The sequence below is a fragment of the Streptomyces sp. NPDC020917 genome (assembly GCF_044333795.1).
GTDB lineage: Bacteria > Actinomycetota > Actinomycetes > Streptomycetales > Streptomycetaceae > Actinacidiphila.
On the sequence record NZ_JBIRRR010000029.1, the window covers coordinates 1 to 18248 of the forward strand.

Sequence of the window (18248 nt, forward strand, 5' to 3'; positions counted from 1 at the left end):
ACGCGCGCAGTGAGCGACGAAGGAGCGAGCGAGCACGATCGACCGGCAGACACCGGGTCTAAGGGCCCGGCGGCGAGAGGCCGGCAAAAAAGGGCACCACACAGTCACGTCCACAGCGTCACGTGCACCGCGGGTCTGAAGCGGCCTGCGGTGACGCCGGAGCCGCGGAGCATGGCCTGGGTGGCGCGGGGGGTGGCGACGAAGCGGCGCAGTTCGGAGGCGGTGGAGGCGGCCTCCTGGCCGGCGAGGGCGAGGAGGTGCCAGGAGCCGCGCGCGGGGAGGTGCGGTCCGGCCACCTGCCGGAGGTCGCCCGCGGCGAGGTCCTTGCCGACGGAGAAGGAGACGGCGAGCGCGAGGCCGCCGCCGCGCTTGGCGTCCTCCACGGCCGCGGCATGGCTCTGGTAGATGCGCTGGTTCCGCTCGGGGATGCCCAGCCGCCGCAGCACGGACGGCACGAGCCCGGTGCGGCTGGCCGCGGACGGGCCGAGCAGCCACGTCTGCTCCTGCAGTTCGGCCGCGCTCGCCTGCCGGCCGGCCAGCGGGTGGGCGCCGCCGACGACGGCGATCACCTGGTAGTTCAGGAAGGGCGTGCAGGACAGGGACTCGTCGAGGGTGGCGGGCCGCGGCCCGATCGCCGCGTCGACCGCCCGCGTCACCAGCAGATGCGCGAACCGCTGCGCGTTGTGCACGCTCAGCTCGACGCTGAGGTCGTCCGCACGCCCGGCGAACAGGTCTATCAGGCCGGGCGCGGCGTGTTCGGCGAACAGGCTGGAGGCGGCGAGCCGCAGCAGCCGGCGGCCGGAGCCGGCCTGGCTGACCTCGCGCACGGTGAGGTCCTGGAGCCCGAGCATCTCGATGGCCCGGCTGGCCAGCCGCAGCCCGCCGGGGGTGAAGACCAGTCCGGAGGCGACCCGGGTGAACAGCCTGTCGCCGAGTTCCTTGCGCAGGTGCGCTATGTGCATCGACACCGCGGCCTCGGTCACCTCCAGGTCCGCTGCCGCGGCCTTGACCGAGCCGAGGCGTACGGTGGCCGCGAAGGCCCGCAACTGCGTCGGGGTCAACCCCAGCCTCCCTACGGGCCACGCGTCCGCCGCGTCCCGGCAGTGGCGGATCGTGTGGCGCCGGTCACACCTTACCCGCGGGTCGGGGCTGTCAGGCGCGGTCCTGCCGCGTTTTGACCCTCGTGGGGGCGGAACGGTAGGCTTGCGGTTCGTTATGCGTATTGGCTTGCTCTATCTCACGTGAGGGGCCCTTACGCCGGTCCACCGGGCCGATGACCAGCGGCAGGCGAACGGGTTGCGTCCCCGTGCGCCGCCAAGGCTGTCGTGATCGTCCGGGTGGCCTTGTCAGGACCCCTTCCCCTGGTCCGCGCGACCCCGGGGAAACCACTACTGAGAAGAAGCGAAGGCTACGACCGTGCGTACGTTCAGCCCCAAGCCCGGCGATGTCCAGCGCCAGTGGCACGTCATCGACGCGCAGGACGTCGTCCTGGGCCGTCTGGCCTCCCAGGCCGCAACCCTCCTGCGGGGCAAGCACAAGCCCATTTACGCCCCCCATGTCGACACCGGCGACTTCGTCATCGTCATCAACGCCGACAAGATCCACCTGTCCGGGAACAAGAAGACCCAGAAGATGGCCTACCGCCACTCCGGGTACCCGGGCGGTCTGCGTTCGGTGCGCTACGACGAGCTGCTCGCCAAGAGCCCCGAGAAGGCCATCGAGAAGGCCGTCAAGGGCATGCTCCCGAAGAACTCCCTGGGCCGTCAGATGCTCTCGAAGCTGAAGGTCTACGCGGGTGACCAGCACCCGCACGCGGCCCAGCAGCCGGTCCCGTTCGAGATCACCCAGGTCGCGCAGTAGTCCCGGCCACCAGCTACCAGAAAGAATCTGAGGAGAATCGTGGCTGAGACCACCGCCGAGACCCCGCTCGAGGGCGAAGAGTCCTACGAGGAGATCACGACCTTCGAGTCCGAGTCCGTCGAGGGGGAGTACACCTCCGAGTCGCTCGCCTCGCGCTTCGGCGACCCGCAGCCGGCTGCCGGCACCGGCCGCCGCAAGCAGTCCATCGCCCGCGTCCGGATCGTCCCGGGCAGCGGCAAGTGGAAGATCAACGGCCGCACCCTTGAGGGCTACTTCCCGAACAAGGTGCACCAGCAGGAAGTCAACGAGCCCTTCAAGGTGCTCGAGCTGGACGGTCGTTACGACGTCATCGCCCGCATCAGCGGCGGCGGCATCTCCGGCCAGGCCGGTGCGCTGCGTCTGGGCGTCGCCCGTGCGCTCAACGAGGCCGACGTCGACAACAACCGCGGCCCGCTGAAGAAGGCCGGCTTCCTGACCCGTGACGACCGCGCGGTCGAGCGGAAGAAGGCCGGTCTGAAGAAGGCGCGCAAGGCGCCGCAGTTCAGCAAGCGCTAAGTCGCCTCCGGCGCGGGGAACCGATCCCGCGCCCGGCGCATCGAACGCCTCGGAGACACTCTGGTGCCTCCGGGGCGTTCGCATTACCGGGAACCGGCGTATATGTCTGTTGATATGACCCTGCGTGCTGGATGGTTGAGTCATGTCCCCGAGCCGGGGACGCGGGCCACGGGTCACAGGACGCCGGGCGTCACAGGGGGCGTCGCGCCGAAGGACGGCCGCACCACCGCACAGATCATCGGAGGAAATACTGTGGGACGACTCTTCGGCACCGACGGAGTGCGGGGCATCGCCAACGAGGACCTGACCGCCGAGCTGGCCCTCGGGCTGTCGGTCGCGGCGGCGCACGTCCTGGCCGAGGCGGGCAGTTTCGCCGGGCACCGGCCGGTCGCGGTGGTCGGCCGCGACCCGCGGGCCTCGGGTGAGTTCCTGGAGGCCGCCGTCGTGGCCGGCCTGGCGAGCGCGGGCGTGGACGTCCTGCGGGTCGGTGTGCTGCCCACCCCTGCGGTGGCGTATCTCACCGGCGCGCTGGGTGCCGACCTCGGCGTGATGCTGTCGGCCAGCCACAACGCGATGCCGGACAACGGGATCAAGTTCCTCGCCCGCGGCGGCCACAAGCTCGACGACGTGCTGGAGGACCGCATCGAGGACGTGTACGACGAGCACCGCACCGGCGCCCCGTGGAACCGTCCCACCGGGGCCGGCGTCGGCCGCGTCAAGGACTACGACGAGGGCTTCGACCAGTACGTGGCGCACCTCATCGGCGTGCTGCCGAACCGGCTCGACGGCCTGAAGATCGTCCTGGACGAGGCGCACGGCGCCGCGGCCCGCGTGTCGCCCGAGGCGTTCTCCCGGGCCGGCGCCCAGGTGATCACCATCGGCGCCCAGCCCGACGGCCTCAACATCAACGACGGCTGCGGCTCGACCCACCTTGAACTGCTCAAGGCCGCGGTCGTCGAGCACGGCGCGGACTTCGGCATCGCCCACGACGGCGACGCGGACCGCTGCCTGGCCGTGGACCACGCCGGCGAGGAGGTGGACGGCGACCAGATCCTCGCCATCCTCGCCCTGTCGCTGCGGGAGCGCGACGCGCTGCGCAAGAACACCGTCGTCGGCACCGTGATGTCCAACCTCGGCTTCAAGCTGGCGATGGAGCGCGAGGGCATCGAGCTGGTGCAGACCGCGGTTGGCGACCGCTACGTGCTGGAGTCGATGAAGGAGAACGGCTACGCGCTCGGCGGCGAGCAGTCCGGGCACGTCATCGTGCTCGACCACGCCACCACCGGCGACGGCACGCTGACCGGCCTGCTGCTGGCCGCGCGGGTGGCCTCCACCGAGCGCCCGCTGGCCGAACTGGCGTCCGTGATGGACCGGTTGCCGCAGGTGCTGGTCAACGTCCCGGACGTCGACAAGAGCCGGGTGGCGAGCAGCCCGGAGCTGACCGCCGCGGTCGCCGAGGCGGAGGCGGAGCTGGGCTCCACCGGCCGGGTGCTGCTGCGGCCCTCCGGCACCGAGCCGCTGGTGCGGGTCATGGTCGAGGCGGCCGACATCGACCACGCCCGCGCGGTGGCCGGCCGCCTGGCCGACGTCGTGAAGTCCGCCCTGGGCTGACGCCCGCCCGGGCTCACGTCCCGCGGCGCTGCCTGGCCCAGAACCACTGCTGGGCGAGCAGCGTCACGGTGCCGGCGAGCACGATGCCGGCCAGGTTGACGGCGAGCTGCGCGGTCGAGCCGCGCAGCTCGTGCCAGTTGGTGTAGCTGAGCGCCAGTGCGGCGTTGGCCGCGGCTGGCACCGTCGTCACCGAGATCGCGACGCCCACCAGGGCACCGGACTTGGCCGAGGTCAGCGACAGGATCCCGGCCACCCCGGCGAGCAGGGCCACCACGAACGAGTCCCAGCTCGGCTGCCAGATGAACCCGGTCGCCGGATGCGGGGCGTCGAACCGCGCCTGGGTGAACAGCCCGAAGACGTCCATCAGGCCGCTGAACGCGCCGGTCAGCAGCACCGCCACCAGGAACCCGACGGTCAGCGCGGTGAGGGAGCGCAGCAGCAGCGGGCGGTCGCGCCGCACCGCCGACGTGCATATCCCGGCCAGCGGGCCGAACTCCGGGCCGACCACCATCGCGCCGACGATGAGGATCGAGCTGTCCAGCATCACGCCGTAGGCGGCGAGCATGGTGGCCACGGTCAGGAACCCCAGATAGGTGAACGTGAGCGTGGACTCCTCGTGGGTCTCCTCGACCAGCGACTCCCACAGCACCGCGTCGGCGCCCTCGCCGGGGGCCGCCGCCTCGGCGCGGTCGGCGCTCCCGGACAGGGTCAGGTCGATGTCCTCGACGGCGATCGCGCCGGCGTCGGCGACCCCGCGCGAGCGCAGCTCGGCCAGCAGCCCGTCGGCGGCCTCCCGTGCCACGTCGCAGGTGAGCACGTCGCCCGGCGGGTCGAGCGCGGCGCCCCTGAGCACGGTCAGATGGGTGGCGCCGACGGTGCCCCTGACCAGTCCGGCGATGGCGTCGGTGCGGTCGGACGGCACGATCATCCGCAGATGCAGCACGCGGCAGGCTTCCCTTCAGAGTTTGCGCAGCGACAACCGCTGCACCTTGTGCTGCGGGCCCTTGCGCAGGACCAGGGTGGCCCGGCCGCGGGTGGGCAGCACGTTCTGCACCAGGTTGGGGCGGTTGACGGTGCGCCACATCAGACGGGCGTAGTCCAGCGCCTCGTCCTCCGGCACCTGGGTGTACTTGCGGAAGTAGGAGTCCGGGTCCTGGAACGCGGTCTGCCGCAGCTTGCGGAACCGGCCCAGGTACCACTGCTCGATGTCCTCGGTCCGCGCGTCCACGTAGACGCTGAAGTCGAAGTAGTCGGCGAGGGCGATGCGGGTGCGGCCGTCGCTGCCGGGCAGCGCGGGCTGCAGCACGTTCAGGCCCTCGACGATCAGGATGTCCGGGCGGCGCACCACCAGCCGCTCGTCCGGCACGATGTCGTAGATCAGGTGCGAGTACACCGGGGCGCTGACCTCGGGCCTGCCGGCCTTCACATCGGCGACGAAGCGGGTCAGCGCCCGCCGGTCGTAGGACTCCGGGAAGCCCTTGCGGGACATCAGGCCGCGCCGGTGCAGTTCGGCGTTGGGCAGCAGGAAGCCGTCGGTGGTGACCAGCTCGACCCGCGGGTGCTCCGGCCAGCGGGCCAGCAGCGCCTGGAGCAGCCGCGCGGTGGTGGACTTGCCGACCGCGACGCTGCCGGCCACCCCGATGACGAACGGCGTGCCGGGCTGCGCGCCCTCGCCGAGGAAGGTGTTGAGGGCGCCGCGCAGGCCGCTGTGCGCGCCGACGTAGAGGTTGAGCAGCCGGGACAGCGGCAGGTAGACGTCGACCACCTCGTCGAGGTCCACCACGTCCCCGAGGCCGCGCAGCTGCTCGACCTCCTCCGCGGTCAGCGGCAGCGGGGTGCGCTCGCGCAGCGCGCTCCACTGGTCCCGGGTCAGGTCGACGTAGGGGCTCGCGGGGGCGGTGGCGGTGGTGGTGGGCACGGGCCTCATTGTCCTGTGCCGGGGCCCGGCTTTCCCGCCGGGGAACGGGTGGTCTGCGTCACTGGCCGTCCGTCAGGTCCCCGGGCCCCGGGGCGCGGCAGGTCGTAAGCTGGCGCGCATGTGCGGCATCGTGGGGTACGTCGGCGGGCAGGGCGCACTGGACGTCGTGATGGCCGGGCTGGAACGCCTGGAGTACCGCGGGTACGACTCGGCCGGGGTCGCGGTGCTGGCCGACGGCGGCCTGGCGGTCGCCAAGCGGGCCGGCAAGCTGGCGAACCTGCGCGAGGAGCTGGCCCGGCAGCCGCTGCCGGACGGCCGCACCGGCATCGGGCACACCCGCTGGGCCACGCACGGCGCGCCCACCGACGGCAACGCCCACCCGCACCTGGACAACGCCGGGCGGGTCGCGGTGGTCCACAACGGCATCATCGAGAACTTCGCCGAGCTGCGCGCCGAACTCGCCGAACGCGGCCACGACCTGGGCTCGGAGACTGACACCGAGGTCGTCGGCCACCTGCTCGCCGAGCAGTTCTCCTCGTGCGGCGACCTCGCCGAGGCCATGCGCCAGGTGTGCGGCCGGCTCGACGGCGCGTTCACCCTGGTCGCGGTGCACGCCGACGACCCCGAGGTGGTGGTCGGCGCCCGCCGCAACTCGCCGCTGGTGGTCGGCGTCGGCCAGGGTGAGAACTTCCTCGCCTCCGACGTGTCGGCGTTCATCGCGCACACCCGCGAGGCCGTGGAGCTCGGCCAGGACCAGGTGGTGGAGCTGCGCCGGGAGGGCATCACCGTCACCGGCTTCGACGGCAGCCCCGCCGAGATCCGGCCCTACCACGTCGACTGGGACGTGTCGGCCGCCGAGAAGGGCGGCTACGACTACTTCATGCTCAAGGAGATCGCCGAGCAGCCGCGGGCGGTCGCCGACACCCTGCTCGGCCGGATCGACGCGGCCGGCCGGCTCACCCTGGACGAGGTCCGCATCCCCGACACGGTGCTGCGCGAGGTCCAGAAGATCGTCATCGTGGCCTGCGGCACGGCCTTCCACGCCGGGATGATCGCCAAGTACGCCATCGAGCACTGGACGCGGGTGCCCTGCGAGGTGGAGCTGGCCAGCGAGTTCCGCTACCGCGACCCGATCCTGGACCGGCGCACCCTGGTCATCGCGGTCAGCCAGTCGGGCGAGACGATGGACACCCTGATGGCGCTGCGGCACGCCCGCGAGCAGGGGGCCCAGGTGCTGGCGGTGTGCAACACCAACGGCTCGACCATCCCGCGCGAGTCCGACGCGGTGCTCTACACCCGGGCCGGGCCGGAGGTCGCGGTCGCCTCCACCAAGGCGTTCCTGACGCAGCTGGTGGCGTGCTACCTGGTCGCCCTGTGGTTCGGCCAGGCCCGCGGCACCCAGTGGGGCGACGAGGTGCAGGCGGTGGTCCGCGAACTCGCCGACATCGCCGGCAAGGTCGAGCAGGTGCTCACCACCATGGAGCCGGTCCGCAAGCTGGCCCGCTCGCTGAGCGACCGCAACACCGTGCTGTTCCTCGGCCGGCACGTGGGCTACCCGGTCGCGCTGGAGGGCGCGCTCAAGCTCAAGGAACTGGCGTACATGCACGCCGAGGGGTTCGCCGCGGGCGAGCTGAAGCACGGGCCGATCGCGCTCGTCGAGGAGGGCGTGCCGGTCGTCGTGGTGGTGCCGTCGCCGCGCGGCCGGTCGGTGCTGCACGACAAGATGGTGTCCAACATCCAGGAGATCAGGGCGCGCGGCGCCCGCACGATCGTCATCGCCGAGGAGGGCGACGAGGCCGTCGTCCCGTACGCGGACCACCTGGTGCGGGTGCCGCAGACGCCGGTGCTGCTGCAGCCGCTGGTGACCACGGTGCCGCTGCAGGTGTTCGCCTGCGAGCTGGCGACGGCGCGCGGCAACGAGGTGGACCAGCCGCGGAACCTGGCCAAGTCGGTGACCGTCGAGTGATCGTCGGAGTCGGCATCGACGTCGCCGAGATCGACCGCTTCCAGGCCGCGCTGGACCGCACTCCCGGCATGGCCGAGCGGCTGTTCACCGCGACGGAACTGCGGCTGCCCTCCGGCGAGCCGCGCGGTATCGCCTCGCTCGCGGCCCGGTTCGCGGCGAAGGAGGCACTCGCCAAGTCCCTGGGCGCCCCGCCCGGCCTGCACTGGCTCGACGCCGAGGTCACCACCTCCGACGACGGCCGCCCCCACCTCACCGTCAAGGGCACCGTCGCCGCCCGCGCCCACACCCTCGGCGTCCTCCACTGGCACGTCTCCCTCAGCCACGACGCGGGCGTCGCCTCCGCAGTGGTGATCGCCGAGGGCTGACGCGCGAGCTCCCGGAGTGGGCGGGCGAGGTACGAGGCCGTCCGGGTAGGGAGTGAGGAGGAGGCCCGAGCGTGGGGGGTGTGGGCTGACGCGCGAGCTCCCGGAGTGGGCGGGCGAGGTACGAGGCCGTCCGCGTGGGGAGTGAGGAGGAGGCCCGAGCAAACTCGTGGACTCCCTTCGGGCGTGGGAGCGTGGGGAGGGTGGTGTTCGCGGGTGCGGGCGCGGTGACGGCGGGAGGCAGCAGATGAGGTACGGGCACACCGTGGAGACCGTGCGGGCGGCGGAGGGCGCCCTGATGGCGCGGCTGCCGGAGGGCGCGTTGATGCAGCGGGCCGCGGCCGGACTCGCCGCGGTCTGCGCCGACGCGCTCGGCCGGGTCTACGGCGCCCGAGTCGCGGTCCTCACCGGCAGCGGCTCCAACGGCGGCGACGCGCTGTACGCCGGAGCGCGCCTGGCCCGGCGCGGCGCGCAGGTCACCGCGGTGCTGCTGGCCCCGGATCGCACCCACGCGGAGGGTCTTGCCGCGCTGCGTGCCGCCGGCGGGCGGGCCGCCGGCGCCGAGGAGGGCCCCGCGGTGATCGGCCGCGCCGACCTCGTGCTGGACGGCATCACCGGCATCGGCGGCAAGGGCGGGCTGCGGCCCGAGGCCGTACCGCTGGCCGAGGCCGCGCACGCGGCCCGCGCGGGCGTGGTCGCCGTCGACCTGCCCAGCGGCGTCGACGCCGACACCGGCGAGGTGCAGGGCGCGGCCGTCCACGCCGACATCACCGTCACCTTCGGCACGTACAAGCCGGGCCTGCTGGTCGATCCGGCGGCCGCGCTGGCCGGCGCCCTGCGGCTGATCGACATCGGGCTCGGCGGCGACCTCGGCGCGCCCGCGCTGGAAGCGCTGCAGCACGCGGACATGGCGGCGCTGCTGCCGCAGCCGACGGGGGAGAGCGACAAGTACCGGCGGGGCGTCGTGGGCATCGCGGCGGGTTCCGAGCGCTACCCGGGCGCGGCCGTGCTCGCCGTCTCCGGGGCGCTGCGCGCCGGCGCGGGGGCGGTGCGGTACGTGGGCCCCGGCGGCGACGCGGTGCTCGCCGCGCACCCGGAGACCCTGGTCTCCACGGGTTCCCCGCACGCCGCGGGGCGCGTCCAGGCGTGGGTGGTCGGGCCGGGCCTCGGCGACTCGGCGGAGGCCCGCACCGCCGTCGAGCAGGTGCTGGCCTCGGACGTGCCGGTGCTGGTCGACGCGGACGGGCTGCGGCTGATCGGCGCGGACGCGGTGCGGGGGCGGCGGGCGCCGACCGTGCTGACCCCGCACGCGGGAGAGGCGGCGGCACTGCTCGGGACCGCCCGCGCGGAGGTCGAGGCGGGGCGGCTGGACGCGGTGCGGAAGCTGGCGGGGATGTTCGGGGCGACGGTGCTGCTCAAGGGGTCCACGACGCTGGTCGCCGGCCCCGATCCGGAGCGGCCGGTGCGGGTCAACGCGACGGGCACGCCGTGGCTGGCGACGGCCGGCAGCGGCGACGTGCTGTCCGGGCTCACCGGCTCCCTGCTGGCCGCCGGCCTCGCCCCGCTGGACGCGGCGTCCGCGGGCGCCTATCTGCACGGGCTCGCCGCGCGGCTGGTCGAGGGCCCGCTGTCCGCGCTCGACGTGGCCGCAGCCCTGCCCGCCGCCTGGCGCAACGTCCTTTCCTGACACGGTACTTGCCGCCCCGGCTCGGTCCCGGGTCCCGGGTTGTCCTGCGGCACCGCGTACGGGAAGCGGACGGGCGCGCGGCACCCCCGTACGGGAAGCGGACGGGCGCGTGCCCGGCCGCAGACGCGCGGTCGGCGCCCTGAACGGGCTCGTGTACGCGCCCTGGTGCGGGCCCCGCCGTTCGCCGTCCGCCCGCGGGCCGGGAGGTGTTCCCTGGTCAGCGCCGGCCCGGCGGGACACAATGGTCCGTCGCCGGGCCCGTCCGGCACGGGTGGCGGCTGCGGAGGGAGGGCAAGGCGTTGGCGGAGCAACCGGCGGTCCCTGACGGCCTGCCCGCGGTCCGCGGACCCCGGCTCGTCGGGCGGTCGGCGGAGCTCGACCGGGCCGTGCGCAGCCTCACCGCCGGTACTCCCGCGACCGTCCTCGTCGAGGGCGAGGCGGGCATCGGCAAGACCCGGCTGCTCCAGGAGGTGCTGGCCGCACCCGGGCTCGACGGGGTGCTGGTGGCGGGCTGCCCGCCGTTCCGTGACACCCTCACGCTCGCCCCGGTCGTCGACGCGGTGCGCGAGGCCCGCACCGGGGTGGCCGGGCTGGGGCTCTCCGCCCTGGCCGGAGCGCTGCGCCCGCTGTTCCCCGAGTGGGCGGACGCCCTGCCGCCCGCGCCGGAACGGCTCGACGACGCGGGGGCCGCCCGGCACCGCCTCTTCCGCGCCCTGCAGGAACTCCTCGCCGCCTGCGGCACCACCGTGCTCGTCGTCGAGGACGCGCACTGGGCCGACGCGGCCACCCTGGACTTCCTGCTGTTCCTGGCCACCCGGCCGGCCGCGGACCGGCTCAGCCTGGTGCTCACCTACCGTCCCGAGGACGTGCCGGCCGGGTCCCAACTGCTGCGCCTGCTGGGCAGACCGGTGCCCGGCACCGTCCACACCCGGATCGCGCTCGTCCCGCTCAGCGTCGCCGAGACCGCGCAGTTCGTGTCGTCGATGCTGCACGACGAGCATGTCTCCGACGCCTTCGCCACGTTCCTGCACAAGCACACCTCCGGGCTGCCGCTCGCCCTGGAGGAGTCCGTGCGCCTGCTGGACGACCGCGCGGACCTGATCCGGCGCGGCGGCGAGTGGCGGCGCAGGACCCTCACCGAGATCGAGGTGCCGCCGACGATCCGCGACGCCGTCCTGGAACGCGCCGCCCGGCTCGGCCCGGACGACCGCCAGGTGCTGCGGGCCGCCGCGGTCCTGGCCGAGGCCGTGCACCCGGCGGTGCTCGTCACCGTCTCCGGGCTGCCCGAGGACCGAGCGCGGGACGCGCTCGCCGCGGCCGTCCGTGCCAGGGCGCTGGTCGAGGACCCCGGCGGGCGGGTCCACTTCCGCCATCTGCTGGCGGCCCGCGCCGTCTACGACGACATACCCGGCGGGGAGCGGCGCGCCCTGCACCATCGCGCCGGCCGGGCCCTGGAAACCCTGTCGCCGGTCCCGATCGCCCGGCTGCCGCGGCACTTCGGGGAGGCCGGCGACACCGACGCCTGGCGGCACTACACCGAACGCGCCGCCGACCTCGCACTCGCGTCGGGCGACCAGCCCGCCGCAGTCACCGCCCTGCACGCGCTGCTGTCCGCCGGCGACCTGCCGGCCGGGGACGTCGCCCGGCTGTGCCGGAAGTTCCCCGTGTTCGCGTTCTCCGGCTACCTCGGCAGCACCGAACTGCTCGGCGTGCTGCGTGCCCTGCTCGACGGCGGCGCCGCCCTGACCCAGTCCGAACGCGGCGAGGTGCGCGCCCAGTTGGGCCGGATGCTGATGCAGACCGGGCAGTACGCGGCCGGCGCCGCCGAGTTGGAGCAGGCCATCGGCGACCTCGACGACCACCCGTACGAGGCGGCAGCGGCGATGAGTTCGCTCAGCCGCCCGGCCGGGGCGGACTGGCCGGTCTCCGCGCACCGGCGGTGGCTGGACAGGTCCGTCGAACTGGTCGAGATCCGGGTCCCGGCGGACCGCCGGCTGCCGTTCCGCGTCGACCGGGTGACCGCCCTGCTGGAGATGGGCGACCCGGGCGGCTGGGACGTCGCGGCCGGCATCCCGGAGACGGCGGACCGGCCGGCCGACCTGCTGAGCGTCATCAGGGCCGACCTCAACATCGGTGACGCCGCGATGCGTTGGGGGTTCTACGCGGAGGCAGGGCGACGCCTTGAGCGGGCCGTCGAGGTGGGCGCGTCGAGCGGGCACCTGCGGATGCGGGACATGGCCGCGGTGACCCTGGCCCATCTCGACTGGCACGCCGGGCGCTGGCCGGGCCTGGCCGAGCGCGCCGCCGCGCTCGCCGCCATCGAGGAGGATCCGGTGATCTTCCTCGAGGGCGGGCTGATCACCGCACTGCTCACCTCGGCCACCTCCACCGACGCCGCCGAACTCGCCCTGGCCGAGGGGAGGTTCGCACGGGTGCTGACCGAGGGGGCGCGCCGCGGCATCGTCGACGTGCCGCTGGAGCCCACGGCCGCCCTCGCGGCGCTGCGGCTCGCCGAGGGCCGCGTCGCCGACAGCCTCGCCCTCACCGACGAGGGGATGCGGGTCGTCACCCGCAAGGGCATCTGGTTGTGGGCCGCCGAGATCGCCCCGGTCCGCGTCCAGGCGCTGCTCGCCGCCGGCCGCACCGACGAGGCCGCCGACCTCGTCGCCCGGTACGCGCGGGGGCTGCGCGGCTGCACCGCGCCGGCCGCCGAGGCGTCGCTGGCCGCGTGCCGGGCCTGGCTGGCCGAGGTCCGGGAACCCGCTGACCGCGCCGCGGAGCAGTGGGAGGACACGGCCGCCGGGTGGGACCGGCTGCCGCGGCCCTACGCCGCCCTGCTCGCCCGGGAGCGGCGGGCCGTCGCGCTGGCCGCGGCCGGTCGTGACGGTGAGGCGGCCGATCTGCTCGCCGCCGTCGAGACCGGGCTGCGCGCCCTCGGTGCCGAGCGCGACGCCCAGCGGGTGGCCGCCCGCGACCGGCCGGCGTCCCGCGGCGGCCGGCGCGGCTACGGCGACCAGTTGTCGCCGCGCGAGCTGGAGGTGGTCCGGCTGATGCTGACCGGGCTGTCCACCCCCGACATCGCCAGGTCCCTCTCGCGCTCCCCGCGCACGGTCGCCGCCCAGCTCAACTCCGCGATGCGCAAGTACCGGGTCAAGTCCCGTACCGCGCTCGCCGTCGCCGCCCTCCAGTCCGGCGTCACCCCCGCCCCCACCCCCTGACCGATCCGGTCCCCGACCCGCCCTCCGCGGCGGCGCGTTGCGCAGTCGGGCCGACCGGCGGGCGGTTCCCGGCCGGGACGGGGCCGTGGCGGGCTCGGGCCTCGCGGTCCGATCCGCGGCCCAACCCGCCCCCCGCAGGGGAACGTTGCGCAAAACGGCCGATCGGTGGGCCGCCGGCGGCCGGGACGGGGGTGCGGGGTGGGGGCCGGGCCCGGCGAATTTTAGGTCACTTGACGCATCGTTCCCGGACCCCGGGCGTCGCCATACTCACCTGCGCACCGCCTTCCCCCGCGACAGCCGACGGAGACCAGCACAGTGAGCCGCTCTGGTGAGGACACCGCCCGCGAGGGATGTCCGACCGGGCCCCTTCCCCCGGACGGCCAGGCGCCGTCCGGGGAGGAGCAGACCGATCCCGACCCGCAGAACCGGCCCCCGACGGAACCGGACGACGACCCGTTCACGGGCTACGAGCCCCTGTGACCGGGCGGCCCGGGATCCCGAACACCGAAAGGTGAACCCCGCGTTGAAACGACTGCCACGTTCCATACCCCTGACCGGGCACCGCACGAGCACCGCGGTGGCCCTCGGACTCGCCGCGGCCTGCGGCCTGTTCGTCGTGCCCGCGTCCCATGCCCAGGAGCCGCCGCCCTCCGCCTTCGTCCGGACCTCCGCCGCCCAGGGCGGGGCCGCCGACTGCCAGGTCACCCTGCCCGGAGGGCTCAAGGCGACCGTCACCCGTGACGGCGCCCGACTCACCGATCCGGCCGCCACCGGGCAGACGATGCTCGCCTTCTCCAACGGCGGGCACCAGTACCTCGTCCCGCAGGGCGCCGCGGCGCAGGCCGGCACCAAGGGCCTGGCCGCCTACGACACCACCGCGCTCGCCCAACGCGCCTGCGGCACCGACGCGTTCGCCCCGGCTTCGGCCAGGACGGCAGCGGCCGGCCACGGCTCCTACGCCATGGGCCGGCTCACCGTGCACCTGATCTACGCGGACAGCCAGCCCATCGGCGACGGCGAGCTCTTCCTGATCGACGTCGACAACGCCGACTACGCCAACTCCGACATGGTCTTCATCGCGAGCCAGGGCACCCTGAAGGTCAGCGTGCCCGTCGGCCACTACGAGGCCGTCTACGTCAACGACAACCACATCACCGTCGATCCCAACGTCACGGTCGGCGACGGCAGCACCCTCACCCTGGACGCCCGCACCTCGACCCACGAGATCCCGGTGCCCGCCACGCCGCGCCCGGCCGAGCTCACCAACACCGGCCTGTCGATCTACGCCAGCGACGGCACACCGAGCGGTGACGCCCGCGGCCTGGTCCTGCGCGTCCAGCGGATGGGCGCGGAACCGCACGGCTTCACCCTCAACTCCACGGCCCCGGCCAAGCGCGGCCGGTTCACCATGGTGGCCACCGCCGACCTGGCGTCGCCCGCCGACGCGCCTCAGCCGTACGCCTACCATGTGGCCAACTCCTACGACCACCTGCCGAGTTCGTACCCGACCTCGGTCGACCCGAAGTCCCTGGCGACGGTCGCGAGGACGCTCTCCGCACCCACCGGTCCGGACGGCATCGACCTGGTGGTCCAGGCCGTGACGCCGGTGTGGCTCGCCCGGGGCCGCGGGCAGCAGTACGCCACCGGGTTCGAGTTCCGCCCGCCCGGCACGGAGCGCACCGAGTACATCAGCGGCTCCGCCGACCTCAACTGGCACACCGAGGTGGAGGACGAGCAGACCCACGTCAGGCTCACCGGCAAGGACACCGTCTACCGCGCTGGCGACCGGCGCTCCGAGATGTGGGAGGCCGACGCCCCGCGGCCCGGCGTGCCGGTCGACACCGGCAGCAGCTCGGTCGGCTGCGGCGCGTGCGCGGACGCGGACACCATGGTCTTCGGCATCGGCGCCGACAGCGACAGCACGCCCGGCACCGTCGGCATGCGCTTCGACGGCGACGCCGGCACCGTCACCCTGACCCGCGACGGCCAGCTCCTGGCCAGCGACACCGGCAGCCTGTACGGCGTCAGCGTCGACGTCCCGCCGGGCCGCGCCACCTACCAGTTGCGGCAGCAGACCCTGCGCCCCGACGCCGCGCTGGCGCCGAGCACCGACACGACGTGGACCTTCACCGCCGAGCCCGGCAAGGGCAGGGCCCTGCCGGACCGGGTGCCGTGCCAGGGGCTGGACGCCGGCTGCGCCGCGCTGCCGCTGCTGTTCGCCGACACCTCCACCGACGCCGACCTCCAGCACCGGCTCACCGCGGGTCCGCACACCGTCCACCTCGACGTGACGCGCGAGCAGTACGCGACCGGCTCCACGGTCACCGGCGCCACCCTCCAGGTGTCGTACGACGACGGCAAGAGCTGGCAGGACCTGCACGTGACCGGCGCCAACGGGGCCTTCCGGGCCGCTTACACCGTCCCCGCGGACGCGTCAGGCGTGTCCTTCAAGCTCGCCGCGTGGGACGCCCAGGGCAACCGGATCGACCAGGTGCTGCCGCACGCCTACGAGGTGCGGTGACCATGACCACCCCAGCTTCCCAGGAGCCCTCCGTGACGTCCTACGCGAAGAAGCCCCGTCTCTTCCGGCCGCTGGTCGGCTCGGTGGCGGTCGCCGGTACCGTCCTCGGCCTGCTCGCGGTCGTCTCACCGGCCTCGTTCGGCGACGACGGCGACAGCACCGCCCCCGCAACTGCCGCCGCGACCGCCCCGGTTGCCGTCTGCTCCGCCCCGCCGCCCGGCCAGCTCGCCTGCCAGGCCGAGGTGATGCCGGACACCTCCGCCACCGGAGCGCGGTCCTTCACCGCCAGGAGCAAGGCCGCGCTGCCCGACGGCTACGGCCCGGCGGACCTCCAGTCGGCGTACAACATCGGCGCCGACGTGGCGGCGCACGCCGGCAAGGGCCGGACCGTCGCCATCGTCGACGCCTACGACGCGCCGACCGTCGAGGCCGACCTCGCCGTCTACCGCTCCACCTACGGCCTGCCGCCGTGCACCACGGACAACGGCTGCTTCCGCAAGGTCAACGAGCGGGGCAATGCCGCACCCCTGCCCTCGGTCGACGTGAGCTGGGCGGTGGAGATCAGCCTGGACGTGGAGGCCGTCTCCGCGGCCTGCCCCGACTGCAACATCCTGCTGGTCGAGACCGACTTCGCCAGCGGGATCAACCTCGGCAACGGCGTCGACACCGCGGTGCGGCTCGGCGCCGACGCGGTCTCCAACAGCTACAGCGGCGCGGAGACCACGGTGTGGGACAACACCGCCACGTCGAAGGGCGGCATCCCCGCCAACATCTCCTCCTACGACCACCCCGGCGTGCCGATCCTCGCCGCGTCCGGCGACTCCGGCTACCAGTTGGACGCCCCCTACCCGGCGGACCTCACCACGGTCATCGCGGTCGGGGGCACCTCGCTGACCCGCAGCGACACCGCGCGGGGCTGGACCGAGACCGCGTGGGGGCCGACCAAGCGCCCCTCGGGCGCCGGAGCGGCCTGCTCGGCGCACGTCGACAAGCCGGGCTGGCAGCACGACACCGCCTGCCCCGGCCGGACCGTCGCCGACGTCTCCGCGGTCGCCGACCCGTACACCGGGCTGGCGATCTACGACAGCACACCCGACCCCGGTGACGGCCTGCCCGGCGGCTGGCTGCACGCCGGCGGCACCAGCGCGGCCACCCCGCTCGTCGCGGCCATGTACGTGATGGCCGGTCCCGCGGCGGCCGTCAAGGACGCCTCGGGCCTGTACGCGCACCCCGACCACCTGAACGACGTCGCGGGCGGCGCAAGCGTCAGCATCCCCGGCAGTGGCCACGAGTGCCCGGTGACCAGCTACCTGTGCACCTCGCTCCCGGGCTACGACGCCCCGACCGGCCTCGGCTCGCCCGACGGACTGGCGTCCCTGCGGTACTGAGACAGGCCGGTACTGAGCAGACCGCGCTGCCGAACCCGCGGTCTTCTCAGCACCGCGGTGCCGAACGCCCGCGCCGCAGGCGCCCGTTCGCGCACCACCCGGCCACGGCCACGGACCTCCGTGGCCGTGGCCGGCCCGTCCCGCGGTGACCCGCCCGCGGTACCGGCGCGGCATCGACGCGGCACCGGCGCGCGCCTACCCGGCCCCTGCGTCCCCCGCGTCCCCCGCGGCCCGCAGTGTCCGCAGCGCCCGCGCGAACGCGGGGATCCCGTCGCCGAGGGCGGCGAAGAACGCCGCGTCGCACGCCTCGACCGCCGCCACCGCGCGGTTGGCCAGGTCCCGGCCCTCGGGCGTGACCGACAGCGCCCGTGCCCGCGCGTCCTGCGGATGCGGGCCGCGCACGACCAGGTCCCGCCCCTCCAGGACCCGCAGGACCTGCGAGGTCATCATCGGGTCGGTCACCGCGTGGTCCGCCAGCGCCCGCTGCGTGACCGCCTCGCCGGAGGCCCCCGCCAGCCAGGTCAGCGACGCCAGCAGGACGAACTGCACATGCGTCAGCCCGTACGGCTTGAGCGCCGCGCGCTGCGCGGCCTGCCACCGGTTGGTGACCTGCCAGAGCAGCAGTCCGGGACTCTCCTCGGCGGAGGAGAAGCCCGTCGAGAGGCCGCTCACACCTCCACCGCGGCCCCGTGCTCCGCGGCGGCGGACGCGAGCCGTTCCAGGTCGCCCTGGATCCCGGCCTTGATCCCCTTGCCCAGCGCCAGGTTCCACAGCGGGGCGAGCGGCCCGGTGAGGGTGACCTCGACGTCGACCCGGGTGGCGCCCGCCCCGTCCCGCGCCACCAGGTGCCGGAACGTCAGCCGGGCCCCGAACAGCCGGGAGACGTCGGTGAACTCGCGCCCCGGGACGAGCACGGCGACCTCGAACCGCACCTTCGGCCCGCCCCTGGGCTTGAGCACGCCGGTGGCGCCCTGCGTGAACGGCCCGTCCAGGCGCACCCACTGCGTGTCGGTGTTCCACTGCGGCCAGGTGGCCATGTCCGCCCAGCGGGCGAAGAACGCCTCGGGGGAGGCCGTCGCGGTGATCCCTGCCTGTGCGATCGTCGTCATGAAGATAGTATGCGCGCTTACTAACTGCTCGGCAAGTACGCCGCGGCCGCTCT

15 protein-coding genes are annotated in these 18248 nt (G+C 74.2%); 10 read left to right on the plus strand and 5 right to left on the minus strand.

Going from position 1 to position 18248, the window contains the following annotated elements; genetic code table 11:
• Positions 1-104 precede the first annotated feature (104 nt).
• Entirely contained in the window at positions 105-1061 is a 957-nt protein-coding gene (locus ACH4TG_RS37955; protein ID WP_398247348.1) for a LysR family transcriptional regulator, read from the minus strand.
• 355 nt (positions 1062-1416) lie between these two features.
• On the opposite strand from ACH4TG_RS37955, the gene rplM reads away from it, so the two are divergent.
• The 3 genes from rplM to glmM all read left to right on the plus strand — a co-directional run bounded on the left by rplM (position 1417) and on the right by glmM (position 4026).
• Positions 1417-1860, plus strand: coding sequence for a 50S ribosomal protein L13 (gene rplM / locus ACH4TG_RS37960; RefSeq protein WP_398247350.1), 444 nt, complete (start codon positions 1417-1419; stop codon positions 1858-1860).
• Between the two features lie 39 nt (positions 1861-1899).
• Complete coding sequence (gene rpsI, locus ACH4TG_RS37965) at positions 1900-2415, plus strand: 30S ribosomal protein S9 (protein ID WP_398247352.1); 516 nt, start codon at positions 1900-1902, stop codon at positions 2413-2415.
• 252 nt (positions 2416-2667) lie between these two features.
• Positions 2668-4026 carry a phosphoglucosamine mutase gene (glmM, locus tag ACH4TG_RS37970; protein WP_398247354.1) on the plus strand — a complete coding sequence of 453 codons (1359 nt, stop codon included), beginning with the start codon at positions 2668-2670 and terminating at the stop codon, positions 4024-4026.
• A 13-nt stretch (positions 4027-4039) separates the two neighbouring features.
• Here glmM and ACH4TG_RS37975 read toward each other — a convergent pair whose 3' ends face one another.
• Positions 4040-4969, minus strand: coding sequence for a DUF389 domain-containing protein (locus ACH4TG_RS37975; RefSeq protein WP_398247356.1), 930 nt, complete (start codon positions 4967-4969; stop codon positions 4040-4042).
• A 15-nt stretch (positions 4970-4984) separates the two neighbouring features.
• A complete protein-coding gene (gene coaA, locus ACH4TG_RS37980; protein ID WP_398247358.1) occupies positions 4985-5953 on the minus strand; it encodes a type I pantothenate kinase in 969 nt (322 codons plus the stop codon).
• A gap of 109 nt (positions 5954-6062) precedes the next feature.
• On the opposite strand from coaA, the gene glmS reads away from it, so the two are divergent.
• The 7 genes from glmS (at position 6063) to ACH4TG_RS38015 (ending at position 17086) form a co-directional block, all read left to right on the plus strand.
• A complete protein-coding gene (glmS, locus tag ACH4TG_RS37985) occupies positions 6063-7910 on the plus strand; it encodes a glutamine--fructose-6-phosphate transaminase (isomerizing) (RefSeq protein ID WP_398247360.1) in 1848 nt (615 codons plus the stop codon).
• Positions 7907-8275 (plus strand): holo-ACP synthase, encoded by a 369-nt coding sequence (locus tag ACH4TG_RS37990; protein WP_398247362.1) that lies wholly within the window; start codon positions 7907-7909, stop codon positions 8273-8275. Before glmS ends, ACH4TG_RS37990 begins: the two co-directional genes overlap by 4 nt.
• Positions 8276-8519: 244 nt before the next feature.
• A complete protein-coding gene (locus ACH4TG_RS37995; protein WP_398247364.1) occupies positions 8520-9959 on the plus strand; it encodes an NAD(P)H-hydrate dehydratase in 1440 nt (479 codons plus the stop codon).
• 299 nt (positions 9960-10258) lie between these two features.
• Complete coding sequence (locus ACH4TG_RS38000; protein WP_398247366.1) at positions 10259-13177, plus strand: ATP-binding protein; 2919 nt, start codon at positions 10259-10261, stop codon at positions 13175-13177.
• A gap of 315 nt (positions 13178-13492) precedes the next feature.
• The gene (locus ACH4TG_RS38005; RefSeq protein ID WP_398247368.1) at positions 13493-13657 is read left to right on the plus strand and encodes a hypothetical protein; all 165 of its coding nucleotides are present in this window, start codon (positions 13493-13495) and stop codon (positions 13655-13657) included.
• A gap of 43 nt (positions 13658-13700) precedes the next feature.
• Positions 13701-15698 carry a hypothetical protein gene (locus ACH4TG_RS38010; RefSeq protein ID WP_398247369.1) on the plus strand — a complete coding sequence of 666 codons (1998 nt, stop codon included), beginning with the start codon at positions 13701-13703 and terminating at the stop codon, positions 15696-15698.
• Between the two features lie 2 nt (positions 15699-15700).
• Positions 15701-17086: a S8 family serine peptidase gene (locus ACH4TG_RS38015; protein ID WP_398247371.1), complete on the plus strand. Its 1386-nt coding sequence runs from the start codon at positions 15701-15703 to the stop codon at positions 17084-17086.
• A 195-nt stretch (positions 17087-17281) separates the two neighbouring features.
• Here the strand turns inward: ACH4TG_RS38015 and ACH4TG_RS38020 are convergent, their stop codons facing one another.
• Positions 17282-17758: a MarR family winged helix-turn-helix transcriptional regulator gene (locus tag ACH4TG_RS38020; protein ID WP_398247373.1), complete on the minus strand. Its 477-nt coding sequence runs from the start codon at positions 17756-17758 to the stop codon at positions 17282-17284.
• A complete protein-coding gene (locus ACH4TG_RS38025; protein ID WP_398247375.1) occupies positions 17755-18195 on the minus strand; it encodes an SRPBCC family protein in 441 nt (146 codons plus the stop codon). The genes ACH4TG_RS38020 and ACH4TG_RS38025 overlap by 4 nt, the downstream gene beginning before the upstream one ends.
• Positions 18196-18248: the final 53 nt, after the last annotated feature.